The 17,244-nt window shown below is 59.0% G+C and carries 19 protein-coding genes; 13 read left to right on the forward strand and 6 right to left on the reverse strand.

Going from position 1 to position 17,244, the window contains the following annotated elements; genetic code table 11:
* Positions 1-27: 27 nt before the first annotated feature.
* From prc to M2367_RS06335, 4 genes are all read right to left on the reverse strand, one after another.
* The gene (gene prc / locus M2367_RS06320; protein ID WP_042042451.1) at positions 28-2,046 is read right to left on the reverse strand and encodes a carboxy terminal-processing peptidase; all 2,019 of its coding nucleotides are present in this window, start codon (positions 2,044-2,046) and stop codon (positions 28-30) included.
* Between the two features lie 8 nt (positions 2,047-2,054).
* Positions 2,055-2,696, reverse strand: a complete 642-nt coding sequence (gene proQ, locus M2367_RS06325; protein WP_259236163.1) for an RNA chaperone ProQ — start codon at positions 2,694-2,696, stop codon at positions 2,055-2,057.
* Between the two features lie 102 nt (positions 2,697-2,798).
* Complete coding sequence (locus tag M2367_RS06330) at positions 2,799-3,257, reverse strand: GAF domain-containing protein (RefSeq protein ID WP_042042449.1); 459 nt, start codon at positions 3,255-3,257, stop codon at positions 2,799-2,801.
* A gap of 85 nt (positions 3,258-3,342) precedes the next feature.
* Positions 3,343-3,804 carry a hypothetical protein gene (locus tag M2367_RS06335; protein ID WP_259236164.1) on the reverse strand — a complete coding sequence of 154 codons (462 nt, stop codon included), beginning with the start codon at positions 3,802-3,804 and terminating at the stop codon, positions 3,343-3,345.
* A 289-nt stretch (positions 3,805-4,093) separates the two neighbouring features.
* On the opposite strand from M2367_RS06335, the gene ccoN reads away from it, so the two are divergent.
* The 11 genes from ccoN to ttcA all read left to right on the forward strand — a co-directional run bounded on the left by ccoN (position 4,094) and on the right by ttcA (position 14,168).
* A complete protein-coding gene (ccoN, locus tag M2367_RS06340) occupies positions 4,094-5,518 on the forward strand; it encodes a cytochrome-c oxidase, cbb3-type subunit I (protein ID WP_042042447.1) in 1,425 nt (474 codons plus the stop codon).
* A gap of 17 nt (positions 5,519-5,535) precedes the next feature.
* Positions 5,536-6,150 carry a cytochrome-c oxidase, cbb3-type subunit II gene (gene ccoO / locus M2367_RS06345; RefSeq protein WP_042042446.1) on the forward strand — a complete coding sequence of 205 codons (615 nt, stop codon included), beginning with the start codon at positions 5,536-5,538 and terminating at the stop codon, positions 6,148-6,150.
* 11 nt (positions 6,151-6,161) lie between these two features.
* A complete protein-coding gene (locus M2367_RS06350) occupies positions 6,162-6,341 on the forward strand; it encodes a CcoQ/FixQ family Cbb3-type cytochrome c oxidase assembly chaperone (RefSeq protein WP_042042444.1) in 180 nt (59 codons plus the stop codon).
* Positions 6,341-7,327, forward strand: a complete 987-nt coding sequence (gene ccoP / locus M2367_RS06355; protein WP_042042443.1) for a cytochrome-c oxidase, cbb3-type subunit III — start codon at positions 6,341-6,343, stop codon at positions 7,325-7,327. Before M2367_RS06350 ends, ccoP begins: the two co-directional genes overlap by 1 nt.
* Positions 7,328-7,449: 122 nt before the next feature.
* Positions 7,450-7,938, forward strand: a complete 489-nt coding sequence (locus M2367_RS06360; RefSeq protein ID WP_042042441.1) for a FixH family protein — start codon at positions 7,450-7,452, stop codon at positions 7,936-7,938.
* Between the two features lie 2 nt (positions 7,939-7,940).
* Complete coding sequence (locus M2367_RS06365) at positions 7,941-10,313, forward strand: heavy metal translocating P-type ATPase (RefSeq protein ID WP_259236165.1); 2,373 nt, start codon at positions 7,941-7,943, stop codon at positions 10,311-10,313.
* Positions 10,314-10,422: 109 nt separating this feature from the next.
* Entirely contained in the window at positions 10,423-10,614 is a 192-nt protein-coding gene (ccoS, locus tag M2367_RS06370; RefSeq protein WP_259236166.1) for a cbb3-type cytochrome oxidase assembly protein CcoS, read from the forward strand.
* Positions 10,598-11,284, forward strand: a complete 687-nt coding sequence (locus M2367_RS06375) for a sulfite exporter TauE/SafE family protein (protein WP_259236167.1) — start codon at positions 10,598-10,600, stop codon at positions 11,282-11,284. The genes ccoS and M2367_RS06375 overlap by 17 nt, the downstream gene beginning before the upstream one ends.
* A gap of 68 nt (positions 11,285-11,352) precedes the next feature.
* Positions 11,353-12,108, forward strand: a complete 756-nt coding sequence (locus M2367_RS06380; protein ID WP_042042437.1) for an FNR family transcription factor — start codon at positions 11,353-11,355, stop codon at positions 12,106-12,108.
* Positions 12,109-12,244: 136 nt separating this feature from the next.
* A complete protein-coding gene (gene uspE / locus M2367_RS06385) occupies positions 12,245-13,192 on the forward strand; it encodes a universal stress protein UspE (protein WP_042042436.1) in 948 nt (315 codons plus the stop codon).
* A gap of 67 nt (positions 13,193-13,259) precedes the next feature.
* Positions 13,260-14,168: a tRNA 2-thiocytidine(32) synthetase TtcA gene (gene ttcA, locus M2367_RS06390; protein ID WP_042042435.1), complete on the forward strand. Its 909-nt coding sequence runs from the start codon at positions 13,260-13,262 to the stop codon at positions 14,166-14,168.
* A 102-nt stretch (positions 14,169-14,270) separates the two neighbouring features.
* Here the strand turns inward: ttcA and M2367_RS06395 are convergent, their stop codons facing one another.
* Positions 14,271-14,942: a DUF2987 domain-containing protein gene (locus tag M2367_RS06395; RefSeq protein WP_259236168.1), complete on the reverse strand. Its 672-nt coding sequence runs from the start codon at positions 14,940-14,942 to the stop codon at positions 14,271-14,273.
* Positions 14,943-14,951: 9 nt separating this feature from the next.
* Positions 14,952-15,692 carry a hypothetical protein gene (locus tag M2367_RS06400; RefSeq protein WP_042042433.1) on the reverse strand — a complete coding sequence of 247 codons (741 nt, stop codon included), beginning with the start codon at positions 15,690-15,692 and terminating at the stop codon, positions 14,952-14,954.
* A gap of 302 nt (positions 15,693-15,994) precedes the next feature.
* Between M2367_RS06400 and M2367_RS06405 the strand changes: the two genes are divergently transcribed.
* Positions 15,995-16,612 (forward strand): glutathione S-transferase family protein, encoded by a 618-nt coding sequence (locus M2367_RS06405; RefSeq protein ID WP_259236169.1) that lies wholly within the window; start codon positions 15,995-15,997, stop codon positions 16,610-16,612.
* Positions 16,613-16,813: 201 nt separating this feature from the next.
* Complete coding sequence (gene rbsD / locus M2367_RS06410) at positions 16,814-17,233, forward strand: D-ribose pyranase (protein ID WP_259236170.1); 420 nt, start codon at positions 16,814-16,816, stop codon at positions 17,231-17,233.
* Positions 17,234-17,244: the final 11 nt, after the last annotated feature.

A 17,244-nucleotide genomic window follows, 5' to 3' on the forward strand; every position in this document is an offset into this window, starting at 1 on the left:
CGCCCTTTTCGTTATAGCTATGGGTCACTAACCGCGTTTTGGCTCCATCTTGACCAGGTCTGCCGTGATATTGGCAGACTCAAGCAAGAACTCATCCGGCGCCTCAAAATCGGTGGGCAACTCGTCCAGGCTCTTGATGGCAGGCTTGCCCATCCGCGCCAGGCGCTCGTTGGCCCGCAACAAGGCCAGTGCATCTTGCTTGTCCTGCTCGGCGCGGCGATCCGCTTCGTTCAGGGAGAGGGATTTCTTGTCCTTCTCGGCGCGATACTCCTTGATGTCCTGCAACACGTAGGCGAACTCCGGATCTGTCTCGATCCGCGCCTGGTGTGCCGCCGCCAACTTGGGCAACAAGCTGGTGAAGCTACCTATCTTCTGGTAGTCCGCCGAGGCTATCTTGTCCCAAGGCAGGGCGTGGAACTCACGGCTCTCTCCCGTCTCTTCCGGGGTGACCGGGGTCGGGAAACTGATGTCCGGGGCGACACCCTTGTTCTGGGTGCTGCCGCCATCGATGCGGTAGAACTTGGCGATGGTGTACTGCACGTGACCCAGGGGATGATCGTAGAAGTCATACACCTTGGCCAGGCTGCGATGCTGCTGCACCGTGCCCTTGCCAAACGAGTTCTCCCCCAGGATCAGGGCACGGCCGTAATCTTGCATGGCAGCGGCAAAGATCTCGGAGGCCGAGGCACTGTATCTGTCGATCAGCACCGACATGGGGCCGCCGTAGTAGACTTGACCATCATCATCGCCATTGACCGAGATGCGACCCATGTGATCGCGGATCTGTACCACGGGACCGCTGGCGAAGAAGAGACCGCTCAGGGCAGAGGCTTCGGTGAGGGCACCGCCGCCGTTGCTGCGCAGATCCACCACCAGGCCGTCCACTTTCTGCTTGTTGAGGCTGGCCAGCTCCTTGATGACATCATCGTGCAGGTTGACATAGAAGCTCGGGATCTCGAGTACCCCTATCTTCTTGCCCTCGGCCTTGATCACCTTGGACTTGGCGGCCCTGTCTTCCAGACGCACCTTGTCCCGGGTCAGCTCGACCTGCTCTGTCTTGACGCTGGCACCCTTGCCACGCTGGATCTCGAGGCGCACCTTGCTCCCCTTGGGACCCTTGATGAGTTCGACTACGTCATCGAGACGCCAGCCAATCACATCGACCACCTTGCCATCTTCCTGACCCACACCGACGATTTTGTCATCGGGCTTGAGGTTGTTGGACTTGGCGGCCGGACCACCCGGGACCAGGGAACGGATCACCGTGAAGTCATCATCGGCCTGCAACACGGCACCAATGCCTTCCAGCGAGAGGTTCATCTCGGTGTTGAAGCGATCGGCGTTGCGCGGGGAGAGATAACTGGTGTGAGGCTCGATGGCGCGGGAGAAGGAGTTCATGAACAGCTGGAACACGTCCTCGCTCTCGGTCTGGGACATCCGCTTGATGGCGTTGTTGTAACGCTTGCCAAGCAGCTCCTTGATCTCGGGCCACTCCTTGCCGCTGAGCTTGAGGCTCAGGGCATCGAACTTGACCCGCTGACGCCACAGCTCATTGAGCTCGGCTTCATCCTTGGGCCAGGGAGCCCCTTCCCGGTCAAAGATGTATTCATCTTTCTGGGTGAAATCGAAGGGGGTATCGAGCAGTTTGAGGGCGTATTCGAACCGCTCATAGCGCCGCTGCTGACCGAGATTGAACATGTCGTAGGCGGGCGCCAGACGACCACGCTCCAGATCGGTATCGAAGCCGTCGCGGTATTTGTCAAACCGGCGAATATCAGAAGCCAAGAACAGGTTGCGACTGAAATCCAGATTCTCCAGATATTTGTCAAAGACAACTTCCGAGAAGGCATCATCCAGCTTGAACTGCTTGTAGTGGGAGCGAGTAAACAGATTGGCAATTCGCTTGCTAGCCGTAGCATGTTGGCTCTCTTGAGCCAACACAGGCAAATCACTTTCCTTGAGCACCGGCTCGATGGCCTGTGCAAGCCCGGCAATAGCCAGGCTACAGGCGACGAGGGAGAAACGAATTACGCCATGCTTCAACATTTGTCTCCTTAGAGAACCAGATGCTCGAATTTGACGCGCAGCATCATGCCGGTCTGCAGCTGAACCTGCACATCATCCTTGGTAATTTCCTTGATGGTCGCCGGGACAGGAGACTTACCCAGTACCACATTGACGGTTTGCTCCACTTTCAGCTCACCCGCCTCGGCCTGACGATACTGCTTAGGAGCAGCGGCAGGTGCGGTCTCGGTCTTGCGCGGAGCAGGACGACGAGGCTTCTTGGGTTTATCTTCGCGCTTGGTATCGGCCTTGGCCTCGCCGGTTGGCTCTTTCTTGTCGTCTTTGGCACGACGGCTGGCGAAGACTTTGTCTTTGCTCTCTTTCAGCGCTTGCTTGGCGTGCTCGATATGCTCTTCGGTCAACAATTCGCCCGGGTTACCATCGAGGTCGACGCGAGCCTGGCCAGCTTTGAGGCCGTGCAGGTAACGCCAGCTGGAAGTGTATTGACGCAGAGCAGAGCGCAGCATGGTCTTGGAGACCCTCTCGTCGTCAGCAAGACGCGCTGCCAGATCCTGGAAGATGCCAATCTTGAGTGGCTTGGCCTCTCCTTCTGCGATGAAGCAGGCCGGGAATTTCTCGACCAGGTAGGCGACGATCTCTTTACTGTTCTTCAGCTTTTCAGTGTTTTCCATGTATAACCTTGGCTTTCATATAAACGCACGGGCAACCCCGGGCACAACAAAGGCCCCATTATAGAGAGCTTGGGACCTTTTGCGAACCATCTCGCACTTAACTTACAGCAGGCGTTCCAATATTTTGACCGTTTCTTCCAGTCCAAGCCGGTCAATTTGGTCAAAACGGTTGAAAACGGGACTGTCAATATCCAATACCCCGATGATGACACCTTCACGACGCAGCGGGATCACTATCTCCGAATTGCTGGCCCCATCGCAGGCAATGTGCCCTTCGAATTGATGAACATCATCGATGAGCTGTGTCTCGCCTGTTGCCACCGCAGTGCCACAGACCCCGCGGCCAACCGGGATCCGCACACAGGCGGGCTTGCCCTGGAAGGGTCCCAGCACCAGGGTCTCTCCCTGCAACAGGTAAAAACCGACCCAGTTGATCTCGGTCAGTTCCTGATTGAGCAGGGCGCTGAGGTTGGCGAGGGTGGCGACAAGATCCGGCTCCCCTTCCAGCAGTGCCTGGGCCTGCTGGTTGAGCAGTCGATAAAAGTTTTGTTTTTCAATCATGATGAAATGGTCTTGATTCCCTTAATAATCAGAGCAAGGTACCGCCCTGCCTGAAAAATTCAAATTAAATTTGCGACAGCTCCCCCTAACGGGTCAACGAGAGCGCCATCTGCTGACGCTGGCCATTGCTCCATTCAATGGTAAGCAGCCACACCATGCGGTGGCTGGTGCAGGCCCCCACCTGCGTGTTGGCCTGCCACTGCCCCTCCCCTTGCTGGCTGAACAACACCGGGATGCGGCCCATGAACATCTCCTGCCCCTCCAGCCAGCTTTTGATGGGTGCCACCCCCGAAGCCACCCCACTGAGTTGCAACTGAAAGTCATGTTCGGGGCGAATGGGTTGATCCTCAAGTGACACTGTCAGCGACGAATCGGCGATGGTGGCGCGGCAGGGGCTGTGGGACAGATCACAGATCTGATCATTTTTCTGGCTGTCCGAGGCGGCTGGCGCCCCATCAAACCAGGTGCGATAGGCCATCAGCCCCAGCAAAATGGTCATCACTATGAGGAGATGAGCAAATTTGCGTGAAGTCAGTCTCTCTTTCATTAAAAAACAACCTTGTAAGCTAACTTTTAAATGCCATTTTCGTGATCTTACTCATGGTAAAAACGACACGATGCGACTCCGGGCGGAGCCAAATATATCACTGTTTATACTGTTATTTTACCTGCCGGTTCAGTATCATTCCCATCGAATTTTTCATTTAGCTACTTTTTGCTTTTCCTTTCGTTAACAGACATTAACAACCGGAAGGCAGTCGCTGATGAATTTAGTTGTCAGTCCTTGTCACAGGACAAAAATCAAACAACAGCAGCATCGGAAGCGGAATACAACGATGAGCCATACAACAAACCACCCTGAGTACAACTACAAGGTTGTCCGTCAGTTCACCGTCATGACTATTGTCTGGGGAATTGTCGGCATGTCGGTAGGGGTACTGATTGCAGCCCAACTTATCTGGCCTGCCCTCAACTTCGATACCCCCTGGCTGACCTACAGCCGCCTTCGCCCCCTGCACACCAACGCGGTCATCTTCGCCTTCGGTTGTAGCGCCCTGATGGCGACCTCCTTCTACGTGGCACAGCGCACCTGCCAGACCCGGCTATTTGGTGGCCCCTTGGTCGGCTTTGTGTTCTGGGGTTGGCAAGCCATCATCATCGCCGCTGCCATCTCCCTGCCCATGGGGTACACCAGCTCGAAAGAGTACGCCGAGCTGGAGTGGCCCATCGACATCGCCATCGCCGTGGTCTGGGTCTCTTACGCCATCGTCTTCTTTGGCACCCTGATGAAGCGCACCACCTCCCACATCTATGTGGCGAACTGGTTCTTCGGCGCCTTCATCATCACGGTGGCCGTGCTGCACATCGTCAACAACCTGGAGATCCCGGTCAGCGGAATGAAGTCCTACTCCGTCTACTCGGGCGCCACCGATGCCATGGTGCAGTGGTGGTATGGCCATAACGCGGTCGGCTTCCTGCTCACCGCCGGCTTCCTGGGGATGATGTACTACTTCGTGCCCAAGCAGGCTGGCCGTCCGGTCTACTCCTACCGCCTCTCCATCGTGCACTTCTGGGCGCTGATCTCCCTCTACATCTGGGCCGGTCCGCACCACCTGCACTACACGGCGCTGCCTGACTGGGCACAGTCATTGGGGATGGTGATGTCCCTCATCCTGTTCGTGCCCTCCTGGGGCGGCATGATCAACGGCATCATGACCCTGTCCGGCGCCTGGCATAAACTGCGTTACGATCCGGTGCTGCGTTTCCTGATCGTCTCGCTGTCGTTCTATGGCATGTCCACCTTCGAAGGCCCCATGATGGCCATCAAGACCGTCAATGCCCTCTCCCACTACACCGACTGGACCATAGGCCACGTCCACTCCGGCGCCCTGGGCTGGGTTGCCATGATCTCCATCGGTGCCGTCTACCACCTGATCCCTAACCTGTTCGACCAGGGGCGGATGTACAGCGTGCGCCTGATCAACATCCACTTCTGGCTGGCCACCGTCGGCACCGTGCTCTACATCGTCGCCATGTGGATTTCCGGCGTGATGCAGGGCCTGATGTGGCGTGCGGTCAACGATGACGGCACCTTGACCTACAGCTTCGTGGAGGCACTGCAGGCTTCCTATCCCTTCTACTTCGTGCGCTTCCTGGGTGGCTGTTTCTTCGTCACCGGTATGCTGCTGATGGCCTACAACGCCTATCGCACCATTACTGCGCCCAAGGGTTCCCTCGAACCCATCGCGCAGCCAGCCTGATCTGAAGGGGTTAAAGCATGAGCAATAATAATCGTCACGAAATCTTTGAGAAAAGCGTCCCCATGCTGGTGATAGGCATCATCTTTGCCATCAGCCTGGGAGGCCTGGTCGAGATCACGCCGCTGTTCTTCCAGAAGCAGACCAATGAGCCGGTGGAGGGCCTCAAGGCCTACACCGCCCTGCAGATGGAAGGTCGTGATATTTACATCCGCGAAGGCTGTACCGTCTGTCACAGCCAGATGATCCGCCCGTTCCGCGCCGAGACCGAACGTTACGGTCACTACTCGGTCGCCGGAGAGAGCGTCTGGGAGCACCCCTTCCTGTGGGGCTCCAAGCGTACCGGCCCGGATCTGGCCCGGGTCGGCGGTCGTTACTCCGATGACTGGCACCGCGCTCACCTGATCAACCCGCGCGACGTGGTCCCCGAGTCCAACATGCCGAGTTTCCCCTGGCTTGAAACCAATGTCTTGAGCGGCGAACTGACCGGCAAGAAGCTGGCGCTGTTCCGGGATCACTTCGGTGTGCCCTATACGGATGCAGACATCGAGGGTGCCAAGGACGCGGTGAAAGGCAAGAGTGAGCTCGATGCCCTGATCGCCTATCTGCAATCACTGGGCCATGCCTTGAAATAAGGAGTATGGAAATGGATTACGGCACTTTTCGCGGACTCTACACCCTGCTGCTGATGCTGATGATGTTTGGCATCATCGGCTGGGCTTACAGCAAGCGCCGCAAAGCCTCCTTTGACGAGGCCGCCAACCTGGTTTTTGCCGACGACGAGCAACCCAGTGCTGATAACAAGAACGCAGGAGCGAAGCAATAATGAGCACTCTGTTAAGCATTTTTGTGACCTTGGTGTCACTGGGTACCATAGTGGGCTGCTTCTTGCTGCTCATGTGGTGTCGCAATGACAAGATGGGTGTCGAAGAGGGCCAGTCCATGGGCCACGCCTTCGACGGCATCGAAGAGCTGAACAACCCACTGCCCAAATGGTGGACCTACATGTTCCTCTTCATGATAGTGATTGGGCTGCTCTACCTGCTCGCCTTCCCGGGGCTGGGTAACTGGAAGGGGCTGCTGGGCTGGCAGAGCTCCCACCAGGACATCCGCTCCCTGGCGCAAGGCAAGGCCGCCGCCGAGGCTGCCAAGAGCAATGGCAGTGCGGTCGAGTATGACCGTGAGCTGGCCAAAGCGGATGCCGTCTACGGCGCCAAGTTCAAGGAGTTGGCCTATCAGGCCGATGGCAAGACCTATAAAGCCATCGAGGAGATAGCCGCCGATCCTGAGGCTCGCAAGGTTGGTCAACGCCTCTTCTTGCAAAACTGCGCCCAGTGCCATGGCTCGGATGCCCGCGGCGGTCGCGGCTTCCCGAACCTGACCGATGCCGAATGGCAGTGGGGCGGCAAGCCGTCCGACATCAAGACCACCATCATGAATGGCCGTCAGGGCATCATGGCAGCCTGGGGAGATATCCTGGGCAAGGATGGCGTCAAAGAGGTGGCCTCCTATGTGCTGAACCTGTCCGGTCGCAAGGTCGACATGGTGGAAGCCAAGAAAGGGGAGACACGCTTCGCGGTGTGCGCCGCCTGCCACGGCCCGGATGCCAAGGGTGGCACCGCCTTTGGCGCCCCGGATCTCACCAACACCACCTGGCTCTATGGCGGTTCCCGTCAGGTCGTCGAGGAGACCATCACCCATGGTCGTCACGGCGTGATGCCAGCCTGGAAAGATATCCTGGGTGAAGACAAGGTGCAGCTGCTCGCCTCCTATGTGTACGGTTTGTCCCACACTGGCGAAAGCGCGCAATAACAGCAGTAACATGTGATAAACACGTGATTACTCAGCAAAAAGCCTCGACTCTTCGAGGCTTTTTGTTATCTTGTTTTGTCTAAAAATCCTCAGTTTCGTTAATCATAGGTTTCGGTAGCACTATGACTCAACCCTGGTATCGCCAATTCTGGCCCTGGTTCATCATCGCCCTTCCCGCCACTGTCGTCGTCGCCGGCATTGCCACCGCCATCATTGCCAGCAAGGATGGGGTCAATCTGGTGGCGGAGGACTATTACAAGCAAGGGAAAGAGATCAATCAGGACCTCAGCAAGTTTGACCGTGCCGAGGCGCTCAACGTCCACATCGCGTTGAACCTTCAGGAGAGCGAACTGACCCTCAAGCCGGTGAGTGGCGATCTGGTCCCCAATCAGGCCCTGCGCCTTTCTCTGTTCCACCCGACTCTGGCGGGTCGTGACAGCGACTATCTGCTCACCAGCGATGCCAGCGGCGTCTATCGTTTGCACCTCGACCAACCCCTCACCGGCAAGTGGCATATCCGGGTCGATGCCTTCGACCATGAGTGGCGCTTGCAAGAGACAGTACATTTCCCCCTGGCAGCGCCGGTCGAACTCGATCCCAAGGGACGCTAGTCATGACGGGCTGTTTCCACTGTGGCGAGCCGGTACCTGCCAACAGCCAGTATGCCTTCGAGATAAAAGGCATTCTCCGCCCCATGTGCTGCCCTGGCTGCCAGGCCGTGGCCCAGACCATCATGGAGTGCGGCCTCGCCAGTTATTACGAACACCGCACCGCCCCCGGCGCCAAGGGGGAGCTGATCCCCGCCGAACTGGCCGCCCTCAGCCACTATGACTTGGCCGAGGTACAGCAGGAGTTCGTCACCGACTCCGGGACGCTGCGGGAGATCCAGCTCAGTGTCGAAGGGCTCAGCTGCGCCGCCTGTGCCTGGCTCATCGAACGCCATCTCAACACTCTCGATGGCTTGAGCTACATCGTGGTCAACAGCACCACCCACAGGGCCCGCATCAAGTGGGATCCCTTGCAGCTCTCCCTGAGCGACATCCTCAAGGGGTTCGCCCGGATAGGCTATCGCGCCTACCCCTTCCAGACCCATCAACAAGAAGCCCTCTATGCCCGCGAGGTGAAGAGCTACCTCTATCGCATGGGATTGGCGGGTCTGGGGTCCATGCAGGTGATGATGTGCGCCGTGGCCCTCTATATGGATCTCTTCATCAGTGTCGAAGAGGAGTTCATGATCTACTTCAAGTGGATAAGCCTGCTGCTCTCCACCCCCATCATGATCTATTCGGCCCAGCCATTTTACCTGGGCGCCTGGCGCAGCCTGCGCCAAGGGCAGCTCTCCATGGATGTGTCGGTATCCCTGGCGCTGATCGGTGCCTTCGTCGCCTCCATCTGGGCCACCGTCTTCAACACCGGTGAGGTCTATTACGACTCCATCACCATGTTCGTCTTCTTCCTGCTGCTCGGCCGATTTCTCGAGTTGCGGGCCAGGCGCAAGGCCTCGGAGTCGAGCTCCAACCTGGCACGTTTGGTACCCATCATGGCAACCCTGGTCGATGAGCAGGGCGACCATGAGGTGGCCGCCAAGACCCTCAAGGTAGGGGACAGCGTGCGGGTGCTGGCCGGTGCCACCCTCCCCGGCGATGGCATCATCGTCGAGGGAGAGGCCAACGTGAACGAGGCCATGCTGACCGGAGAGCAGTTACCCCTGTGCAAGCGCCGTGGCGACACCGTCTATGCGGGCACCATCAATACCGACGCCCCGCTGCTGGTGCGGGTCAATCAGCCCATCGCCCAGTCTCGTATCGCCCAGATCATGCGCCTGCAGGATGAGGCACTCATCGACAAACCGGCCATCGCCGAGCTGGCCGATACCCTCTCCCGCCACTTCATCCTGGTGTTGCTGATCATTGCCGCGCTGGTCTGGACTTACTGGCACCTCCATCAACCGGATCAGGCCTTCTGGATAGCCCTGGCGGTCCTGGTCGCCACCTGCCCCTGCGCCTTGTCGCTGGCCACACCGACCGCGCTCACCTCGGCCACGGCCCACCTCACCCGCACCGGCATATTGCTGCGCCGCGGCCATGTGCTCGATATCCTGACCCGGGCCAACCGGGTGGTGATGGACAAGACAGGCACCCTCACCACCGGGGAGGTGCGCCTCGCCGCCATCCAGCTGCTTGGCAATCAGGATGAGGCTCACTGCCTGGCCATCGCCCGGGCGTTGGAGTCCCAATCCGAACACCCCATCGCCCGCGCCTTTCGCGCCCCGGGAGAGGTACTGCTCGCCACTCGCGACATCCAGCCGGTGATCGGCCACGGCGTCGCCGGCCTCATTGCCGGGCAGTCCTATCGACTCGGCAGCGCCCGCTGGCTTGGTATTTCACCGGATGAAGAGGTGCCAGGCCTGAGCGTTTATCTTGCCGATGACAAGGGCCCCCTCGCCCGCTTCTTGTTGGAAGACAGCCTGCGCCCGGATGCCCTGGCCCTGATCCAGGCCTTCAAGGCCGCCGGGCTCAAGACCACCATACTCACCGGCGATGGTTCCGCTCAGGCCGACGAGGTGGCACGTACCCTGGGGGTGGACGAGTTGGTGAAGGGCGTGACCCCGGATGGCAAGCTGGCTTATCTCAAGGCGTGCGAAGCGAGGGGTGACATCAGTATCATGGTGGGGGACGGCATCAACGACGCCCCCGTGCTGGCCGGGGCGCACGCCTCTTTTGCCATGGCGGGGGGCACGGATCTGGCGAAAAACAGTGCCGATGCCATCCTGTTGGCCGATGATCTCACCCGCCTGCTGGAGGCCCGCACCCTGGCGCTGCGAACCCGCAGGATCATCAAGGAGAACTTCGCCTGGTCCATCGGTTACAACCTGCTGGTATTGCCCCTGGCGGCCAGCGGCTGGCTGCCCCCCTATCTGGCGGCGGCAGGGATGTCCCTGAGCTCCCTCATTGTGGTCACCAACTCCATGCGCCTGAACCGGTGAAGGAGATTGCCCATGCAAATGCAGTTTCACGACTCACTGCGTCAAGCGGGATCTTGGCTGACAACTCGTTTACCATGACCCCGGCCACTCCCATCGCAAGGCTTGCCCCATGAACATCATCTTCATTCTGATCCCCATCGCCATCCTGTTCGTGGTCATCGCCGTGTTCGTCTTCTTCTGGGCCATACGCTCGGAGCAGTTCGAGGATCTCGATCGCCAGGGCTCCAACATCTTGTTTGATGAAGACGACGCCACGTCAACCACAACCAACAAGCGCCCATCCGATGACCACCAACCTTGATCTGCTGGGGGCCCTGCTGGTCGGACTCGCGGGGGCAGGCCACTGCATCGGCATGTGCGGCGGTGTCTCGGCTGCGCTCTCCATGGCCATTCCGCCAGCGCAGCAGCATTTCACAGGCCGGCTCAGCTATCTGCTCTATTACAATCTGGGTCGCATCCTCAGCTATGTGATGGCTGGCGCCCTGGTGGGCGGTCTGCTTGCCACCACGGGGGAGTTGGGGGCGGGCAAACAGGCTCTGCTCTATCTGCGCTTGTTCGCCGGGGGGCTCATGATAGCCCTGGGGCTTTATTTGGCTGGCTGGTGGCAGGGAATATTGCTGCTCGAGCGGCTCGGCGCCCGGCTCTGGCCCAGGCTCAGGCCACTGGCAGGCAAGTTCCTCCCCTTCCGCCATCCACACCAGGCGCTGCCCTTTGGCATGGTGTGGGGTTGGCTGCCCTGCGGCCTGGTCTATTCCATGCTGACCTGGAGTGCGGCGGCAGGCTCCGCCACCAAGGGCGCCCTCATCATGCTCTGTTTCGGCATAGGCACACTGCCCACCCTGTTTGCCCTGGGCGGCCTGGCGGACAGGTTGCGTTACTGGCTCACCCTGCGCAGCCTACGCCTCACCGGCGCTTTGCTGTTGATTGCCTATGGCCTGCACACCCTCTGGGTCGGCCTGGCATCCCTTTGAAACCCTATCCAAAATGGATGGGTTGGTGGTAGACTTGATTGATATAAATCAATTATTCAAATGAGCCTATGATCCCGGACAAGAAACCTGGCAGACGTATTCAGAGCGGTGGCTGTGCAATTCATTGCCAGGATTGCAGCATCAGCCAGCTCTGCATTCCCTTCAGCCTCAATGACAGCGAACTGGATCAGCTCGACAGCATCATTGAGCGCAAGAAGCCTATTCAGAAAGGTGAAGAGCTGTTCAAGGCTGGCGACGAGCTGAAATCCCTCTACGCCATCCGCTCCGGGACCATCAAGTCTTACACCATCACAGAGCAAGGGGACGAGCAGATCACCGCCTTCCACCTCGCGGGTGATCTGGTCGGGTTTGATGCCATCAACAAGCACATCCATCCCTCCTTCGCCCAGGCGCTGGAAACGGCCATGGTGTGCGAGATCCCCTTCGATGTCCTCGACGATCTTTCCGGCAAGATGCCCAAGCTGCGCCAGCAGATCATGCGGTTGATGAGCAACGAGATCATGGGGGATCAGGAGATGATACTGCTGCTCTCCAAGAAGAATGCCGAGGAGCGCCTCGCGGCCTTCCTGAGCAACCTCTCCCAGCGCTTCTCCGAGCGTGGTTTCTCCGCCAAGGAGTTTCGTCTCTCCATGACCCGGGGCGACATCGGCAATTATCTGGGGTTGACCGTCGAGACCATCAGTCGGCTGCTGGGTCGCTTCCAGAAGTCAGAGCTCATTGCGGTCAAAGGCAAATACATTACCGTGCTCAATCACAATGCCCTCGCCACCATGGCTGGCACCCCTCGCCAGCCCTGCGCCTGATCACAGACTCTTCTCTTGCGCCGGATCAAGTTGACCCCAATAATTTGATCCGGCCCACGTCATTACTGCTTCTCCTACGCTAAGCTATAAAAGCTAAAGGCCTGTCATCATTGGTCTTTTGTCCAAGGAGGAGCCCATGGTCAAGTACCGAAAAATCCTGGTAGTTATCAACCCGGAACAAGAGCGCCAAATTGCACTCGAGCGCGCAGTCAAAGTAGCCGAGCTGGAAACAGACGCACAGCTGACCCTGTTACTGACCATCTACGACTTCTCGTATGAGATGACCGCCATGCTCTCGAGCGAGGAGCGTGACGAGATGCGCGCCGGCGTCATCAGTCAACGTCAGGAGTGGCTGGACGAGATCCTCACCCCCTATCGTGCCAGGGGCATGCAGTGTGAGGTCAAGGTCATCTGGCACAGCCGTCCCTTCGAGTCCGTCATTCAGGAGGTGCTCAACGGCAAACATGATCTGGTGGTCAAGGCGACCCATCACCACAACTTCCTGCAGACCTTCATCTTCACCCCCACCGACTGGCATCTGCTGCGCAAGTGTCCCTGCCCGGTATTGTTGGTAAAAGAGGGTCATTGGCAGCGGGGCGGCAATATCATCGCCGCCATCAACTGTTCGAGTGATGACAAGGAGCAGCAGGATCTCAATGATCGCATCACGGAGGAGGGCATGGGGGTCGCCGACCTGCTCGGCGCCAGCCTCTATCTGGTCAATACCTTCCCTGGCACCCCTGTCAATGTCGCCATCGAGCTGCCCGAGTTCGATCCCCACGCCTACAACGAGGCGATCCGCCGGCATCATGAGTCCCTGCTGCTCGCCCATGCCGACAAATATCAGATAAACCACCTCTGGACCAAGGTCGCCGAAGGCTTGCCCGAAGAGGTGCTGCCGGATCTGGCCGAGGAGCTCAAAGCGAGTCTGATGATCATGGGCAGCGTTGGCCGTACCGGTCTCTCGGCCGCCTTGCTCGGCAACACGGCCGAGCAGGTGATAGACCGCTTGCCCTGCGACATCCTGATCCTCAAGCCGACCGACTACCAATGCCCGGTCGAGACGAAGTCGAGCCAACCGTAACGCATCCTTGCCCTCCCCCGGGACATGGCTATAATAAGCCGCTTATTTTTGTCCCGGGTTTGAGGTCATGGTGCAAGAGCTGAACACCAAAGATAAATACAGTTTCAACAAGCTGCAGAAGCGCCTCAGGCGCAACGTAGGTCAGGCCATCGCCGACTTCAACATGATTGAAGAGGGTGACAAGGTGATGGTCTGCCTCTCTGGCGGCAAGGACAGCTACGGTATGCTCGACATACTGCTGAGCCTGCAAGCCAGTGCCCCCATCCATTTCGACCTCATCGCCGTCAACCTGGATCAGAAGCAGCCAGGCTTCCCCGAGCACATACTGCCCGCCTATCTGGCTGAGCTGGGTGTTCCCTTCGAAGTGGTCGAGGAAGATACCTACGCCATCGTCAAAGAGAAGGTGCCCGAAGGCAAGACCACCTGCGCCCTCTGCTCACGACTGCGTCGCGGCATCCTCTATCGCCGCGCCCTGGAGCTGGGTTGCACCAAGATAGCCCTCGGCCATCACAGAGACGACATTCTCGAGACGCTGTTCCTCAACATGTTCTACGGTGGCAAGCTCAAGTCCATGCCGCCCAAGCTGGTGAGTGACGATGGCAAGAACGTGGTCATCCGCCCCCTCGCCTACTGCAAGGAGAAGGATCTGGCGCGCTACGCCGAGATCAAGGAGTTCCCCATCATTCCTTGCAACCTCTGTGGCTCCCAGGAGAACCTGCAGCGCAAGGCGATCAAGCAGATGATGCAGGATTGGGATCGCCGTTTCCCGGGCCGTATCGAAACCATGTTCACCGCCATTCAGGATGTGGTGCCGAGTCACCTGCTCGATCACAAGCTGTTCGATTTCAAGAGCATCAACCGCGACTCCGGCATCATAGATGGCGGCGACAAGGCATTCGATCCCCCCGAGCTGCCGACGGCTCCCCTGCTCAACATCGACGAGATGGACAGGCTGGATGTGATTGAAGTGCGCTAAGCGCGGCCCTTGGCACTGACGCTGTTTCAGAGCAGCATCAGCCTGTGAAAAAGGAGCGCCGAGGCGCTCCTTTTTTTACTCTCACAACTCACCGGGCCATGGTCAGCCCTTGTGCAACCAGGGAGTGAGCCGGATCAGTTCACCATTGGGTTGCAGGGTGCCCCCTTCGAACGCAGACAGCTGGGCATTGCCCAGCAACAGAGAGCCCTCTTTCCAGGGCAGAACCAGCTGCTCACTCCCCTTGTCCAGATAGGCGGTGCCGCTCACAGGTGCAAGGGATACCCGCACGCCGGCCACCTCGGGCAGAAAGTGTTTGCCAACCATGCCCGCCATCTTGTCGAGCAGGGCCTGCATGTCTCGCTGGGCGGCCGCGATCTCGCTCAGGGCAACCCGCCCTTCACTGTCAGGCTTGAGACTGGCCATCACCTGTACCGACAGATCGCAGCGCTCATGGGGCGCGTCCATCTCGAGCAGCACCTTGCCCTTGTCGAGATAGACCTGCTCATCAAACGGCAGAGTCAGGCCACCGTCGGCTGCGACCTCCGCGGGCCTGTCCCTGTTGTCGCTGTGGATGCGTACCGACTGCGCCAGACAGGGTTGCCCCGTCTCCGAGTCCCGCAAATAGAAACCGAGTCTGGCCAGGCCGAAGTCAGCCTTGCGCTCCGTCTTCATATGGCCATAGAAGGTGCCGTAATCGAGCACCAGGGATTGCGCCAACAGCGGCGCTGGCAGCAAGGCTCCCCCCATCATCAGGCACGTTAAAAGCCTTTTCATGTCAAATCCTTATGCATTGAAATGATCCGCCGCCGTGGGCGCCTCGCTCACTTCCACCGCGACGCCGCACAGCTCCCGGTAGAGGATGCCTTTGCAGTTGAAATAGAGGGGGGCTACCCAGATAAGCCCCAATCCCATGGGGATCATGGCCAGCAGGCAGAGTCCCAGCATGATGCCGTGGAGCAATAACAGCGAGGGCCAACCGCGCGCAAACACCTTGAGCGACACCAGGATCGCCTGAGCCGGACTCAGACCCCGCTCCAGCACCAGCGGCACGGTAAACAGCAATCCCATGCCAACCAATGCGGAGGGGATAAGGGCCAGCATCATGGGCAGTCCCAACAGATCGAACAGGGGGCCAAACAGACTGGTCAACAGGCTGCCGAGCAGGCTGAGCAAGGCTAGACGCAGAAAGTGACGGAAGAAATCGAACACCTGGCTGGCGCGGGCCCGCACCCCGATCGCCTGCTGCAGCCCCAGCATATCGAGGGCCGAGCTCATGGGTGCCATCACCACTGTGATCAGCAAGCTGATAAACATGGCGCTATCGAGGCCCTCCTTCTCACTCTCGAGCAAGGGGGCGAGCAGCACATTGCTGAGCAGGATCCAGATTGCCATGACGCCCATGATGGCCAGCAACATCCCCAATCCATTGCTGCGGGTCTGTTGCCAACTCTCTTGCAGTATTGCCCTTACATCGAGCCGATACCCTTTGCTCATGGACTCCTCGAGAGAGCCGCCGATCCGCATTCTATTACTCAATTGACTATCCAACATCGAAAACCACTGATCCAAGGTGGCACATTATAGCGATTTGACCGGGCATGCGTAGCCGTTTTTCCTGTTATCTGCCGTTCATAAAGCCATTGATTTCACAGGCCAACGGCCGAGCGGATCACCATTTTGACCGTTCGACGATCAGCCAAATTAATGGTGTTCGTCAGCGCCGACTTGGCCCCTGCCCGGCATGGGGGTAGCATGCCCAAGACCCATTTGATGGTCGGCGTCCCCCAGCCTTGTGCGCCCAGCCCCCTAACCCAAGGAGAACAGCAATGTCTGAACTGACCCTCTATCTCGCCCCCGGCACCTGTGCCATGGCGGTACGTATCGCCCTGGTGGAAGCCGGTGCCCCACACCAGATCAAGCAGCTTGATCTCGCTGCCGGTGAGCAGCGCAGCCCAGAGTATCTGGCCATCAACCCCAAGGGGCGGGTGCCGGCTCTGGTCACCGAGCATGGCGTCTTGACCGAGACCCCGGCCCTGCTGCTCTATGTGGCGCAGCGCTTCCCTGCCGCGAAGCTGGCACCACTGCAGGACTTTTTCCTGCTGGCCAGGATGCAGGAGGTCAACCTCTTCCTCGCCGCCACCCTGCACATCTCCCATGCCCACGGGCGCCGTGGCAGCCGCTGGGCCGATGACGAGCATGCCATCGCCGCCATGAAGGCCAAGATGCCGCAAAACATGCGCGATGGTTTCGCCGAGATAGAAAACCACTATCTGGTCGGTCCCTGGGTGCTGGGGGAGCAATTCAGCCTGGCCGATATCTATCTGTTCGTGGTGGCCAGCTGGCTCAAAAGCGATGGCGTGGCCATCGACGAATTCCCCAAGGTGGCGGCGCACAGTCGCCGGATGCTGGCCCGCTCTGCCGTGCAGCAGGCACTTGCCATCTGATCCCCAGCGCGGGAGCCTGCGTGCGGGCACCCGCTTTTTCACCTCTAATCCCCCACCATTGAGATCGTTTTCACACTTTCGTTACTGATCACTGGATCCAGCAACGATTAACGCCTACCTTCCATCCACCACGCAACCGGTTGCGTAACCGGTTGCCTACTTCAACACAGAGACGCAGGCTCTCGCCTGATGAGGTGCTGTATGAAACGAGGCAAGCTGCTCAATGCCCCCCTGAGCGCCCTGGTGGCCCGGATGGGGCATACCGACGAGATAGTGGTGTGCGACGCCGGACTCCCCATTCCCCCGGGCCCGGAACGTATCGACCTGGCGCTGATCCCCGGCACCCCGAGTCTGGAAACCGTGCTCGGCGCCCTGCTCACCGATCTGGTGGTGGAGCGAGTCCTGCTCGCCAGCGAACTCAAATCGGTCAGCCCCCTCGCCCATCAGGCGCTGCTCGATCAGCTGGAGGCCCATGCGCGGGATCAGGGCAAGCCCATCACCATCGACTACCTCTCTCACGAGGCGTTCAAAATCCGTAGCCAGGCCAGCAAGGCGATAGTGCGCACCGGCGAGGTCACTCCCTACGCCAACCTGATCCTCTGCGCCGGCGTCGCCTTTTGACTGCCCAAGGA

This window comes from Aeromonas sp. BIGb0445, from assembly GCF_024809075.1.
Classification (GTDB): domain Bacteria; phylum Pseudomonadota; class Gammaproteobacteria; order Enterobacterales; family Aeromonadaceae; genus Aeromonas; species Aeromonas rivuli.

Bases quoted from the DNA above. Each gene is read 5' to 3' on its own strand.
- prc (WP_042042451.1), bottom strand. From the start codon at position 2,046: ATGTTGAAGCATGGCGTAATTCGTTTCTCCCTCGTCGCCTGTAGCCTG.
- proQ (WP_259236163.1), bottom strand. From the start codon at position 2,696: ATGGAAAACACTGAAAAGCTGAAGAACAGTAAAGAGATCGTCGCCTAC.
- M2367_RS06330 (WP_042042449.1), bottom strand. From the start codon at position 3,257: ATGATTGAAAAACAAAACTTTTATCGACTGCTCAACCAGCAGGCCCAG.
- M2367_RS06335 (WP_259236164.1), bottom strand. From the start codon at position 3,804: ATGAAAGAGAGACTGACTTCACGCAAATTTGCTCATCTCCTCATAGTG.
- ccoN (WP_042042447.1), top strand. From the start codon at position 4,094: ATGAGCCATACAACAAACCACCCTGAGTACAACTACAAGGTTGTCCGT.
- ccoO (WP_042042446.1), top strand. From the start codon at position 5,536: ATGAGCAATAATAATCGTCACGAAATCTTTGAGAAAAGCGTCCCCATG.
- M2367_RS06350 (WP_042042444.1), top strand. From the start codon at position 6,162: ATGGATTACGGCACTTTTCGCGGACTCTACACCCTGCTGCTGATGCTG.
- ccoP (WP_042042443.1), top strand. From the start codon at position 6,341: ATGAGCACTCTGTTAAGCATTTTTGTGACCTTGGTGTCACTGGGTACC.
- M2367_RS06360 (WP_042042441.1), top strand. From the start codon at position 7,450: ATGACTCAACCCTGGTATCGCCAATTCTGGCCCTGGTTCATCATCGCC.
- M2367_RS06365 (WP_259236165.1), top strand. From the start codon at position 7,941: ATGACGGGCTGTTTCCACTGTGGCGAGCCGGTACCTGCCAACAGCCAG.
- ccoS (WP_259236166.1), top strand. From the start codon at position 10,423: ATGAACATCATCTTCATTCTGATCCCCATCGCCATCCTGTTCGTGGTC.
- M2367_RS06375 (WP_259236167.1), top strand. From the start codon at position 10,598: ATGACCACCAACCTTGATCTGCTGGGGGCCCTGCTGGTCGGACTCGCG.
- M2367_RS06380 (WP_042042437.1), top strand. From the start codon at position 11,353: ATGATCCCGGACAAGAAACCTGGCAGACGTATTCAGAGCGGTGGCTGT.
- uspE (WP_042042436.1), top strand. From the start codon at position 12,245: ATGGTCAAGTACCGAAAAATCCTGGTAGTTATCAACCCGGAACAAGAG.
- ttcA (WP_042042435.1), top strand. From the start codon at position 13,260: ATGGTGCAAGAGCTGAACACCAAAGATAAATACAGTTTCAACAAGCTG.
- M2367_RS06395 (WP_259236168.1), bottom strand. From the start codon at position 14,942: ATGAAAAGGCTTTTAACGTGCCTGATGATGGGGGGAGCCTTGCTGCCA.
- M2367_RS06400 (WP_042042433.1), bottom strand. From the start codon at position 15,692: ATGCGGATCGGCGGCTCTCTCGAGGAGTCCATGAGCAAAGGGTATCGG.
- M2367_RS06405 (WP_259236169.1), top strand. From the start codon at position 15,995: ATGTCTGAACTGACCCTCTATCTCGCCCCCGGCACCTGTGCCATGGCG.
- rbsD (WP_259236170.1), top strand. From the start codon at position 16,814: ATGAAACGAGGCAAGCTGCTCAATGCCCCCCTGAGCGCCCTGGTGGCC.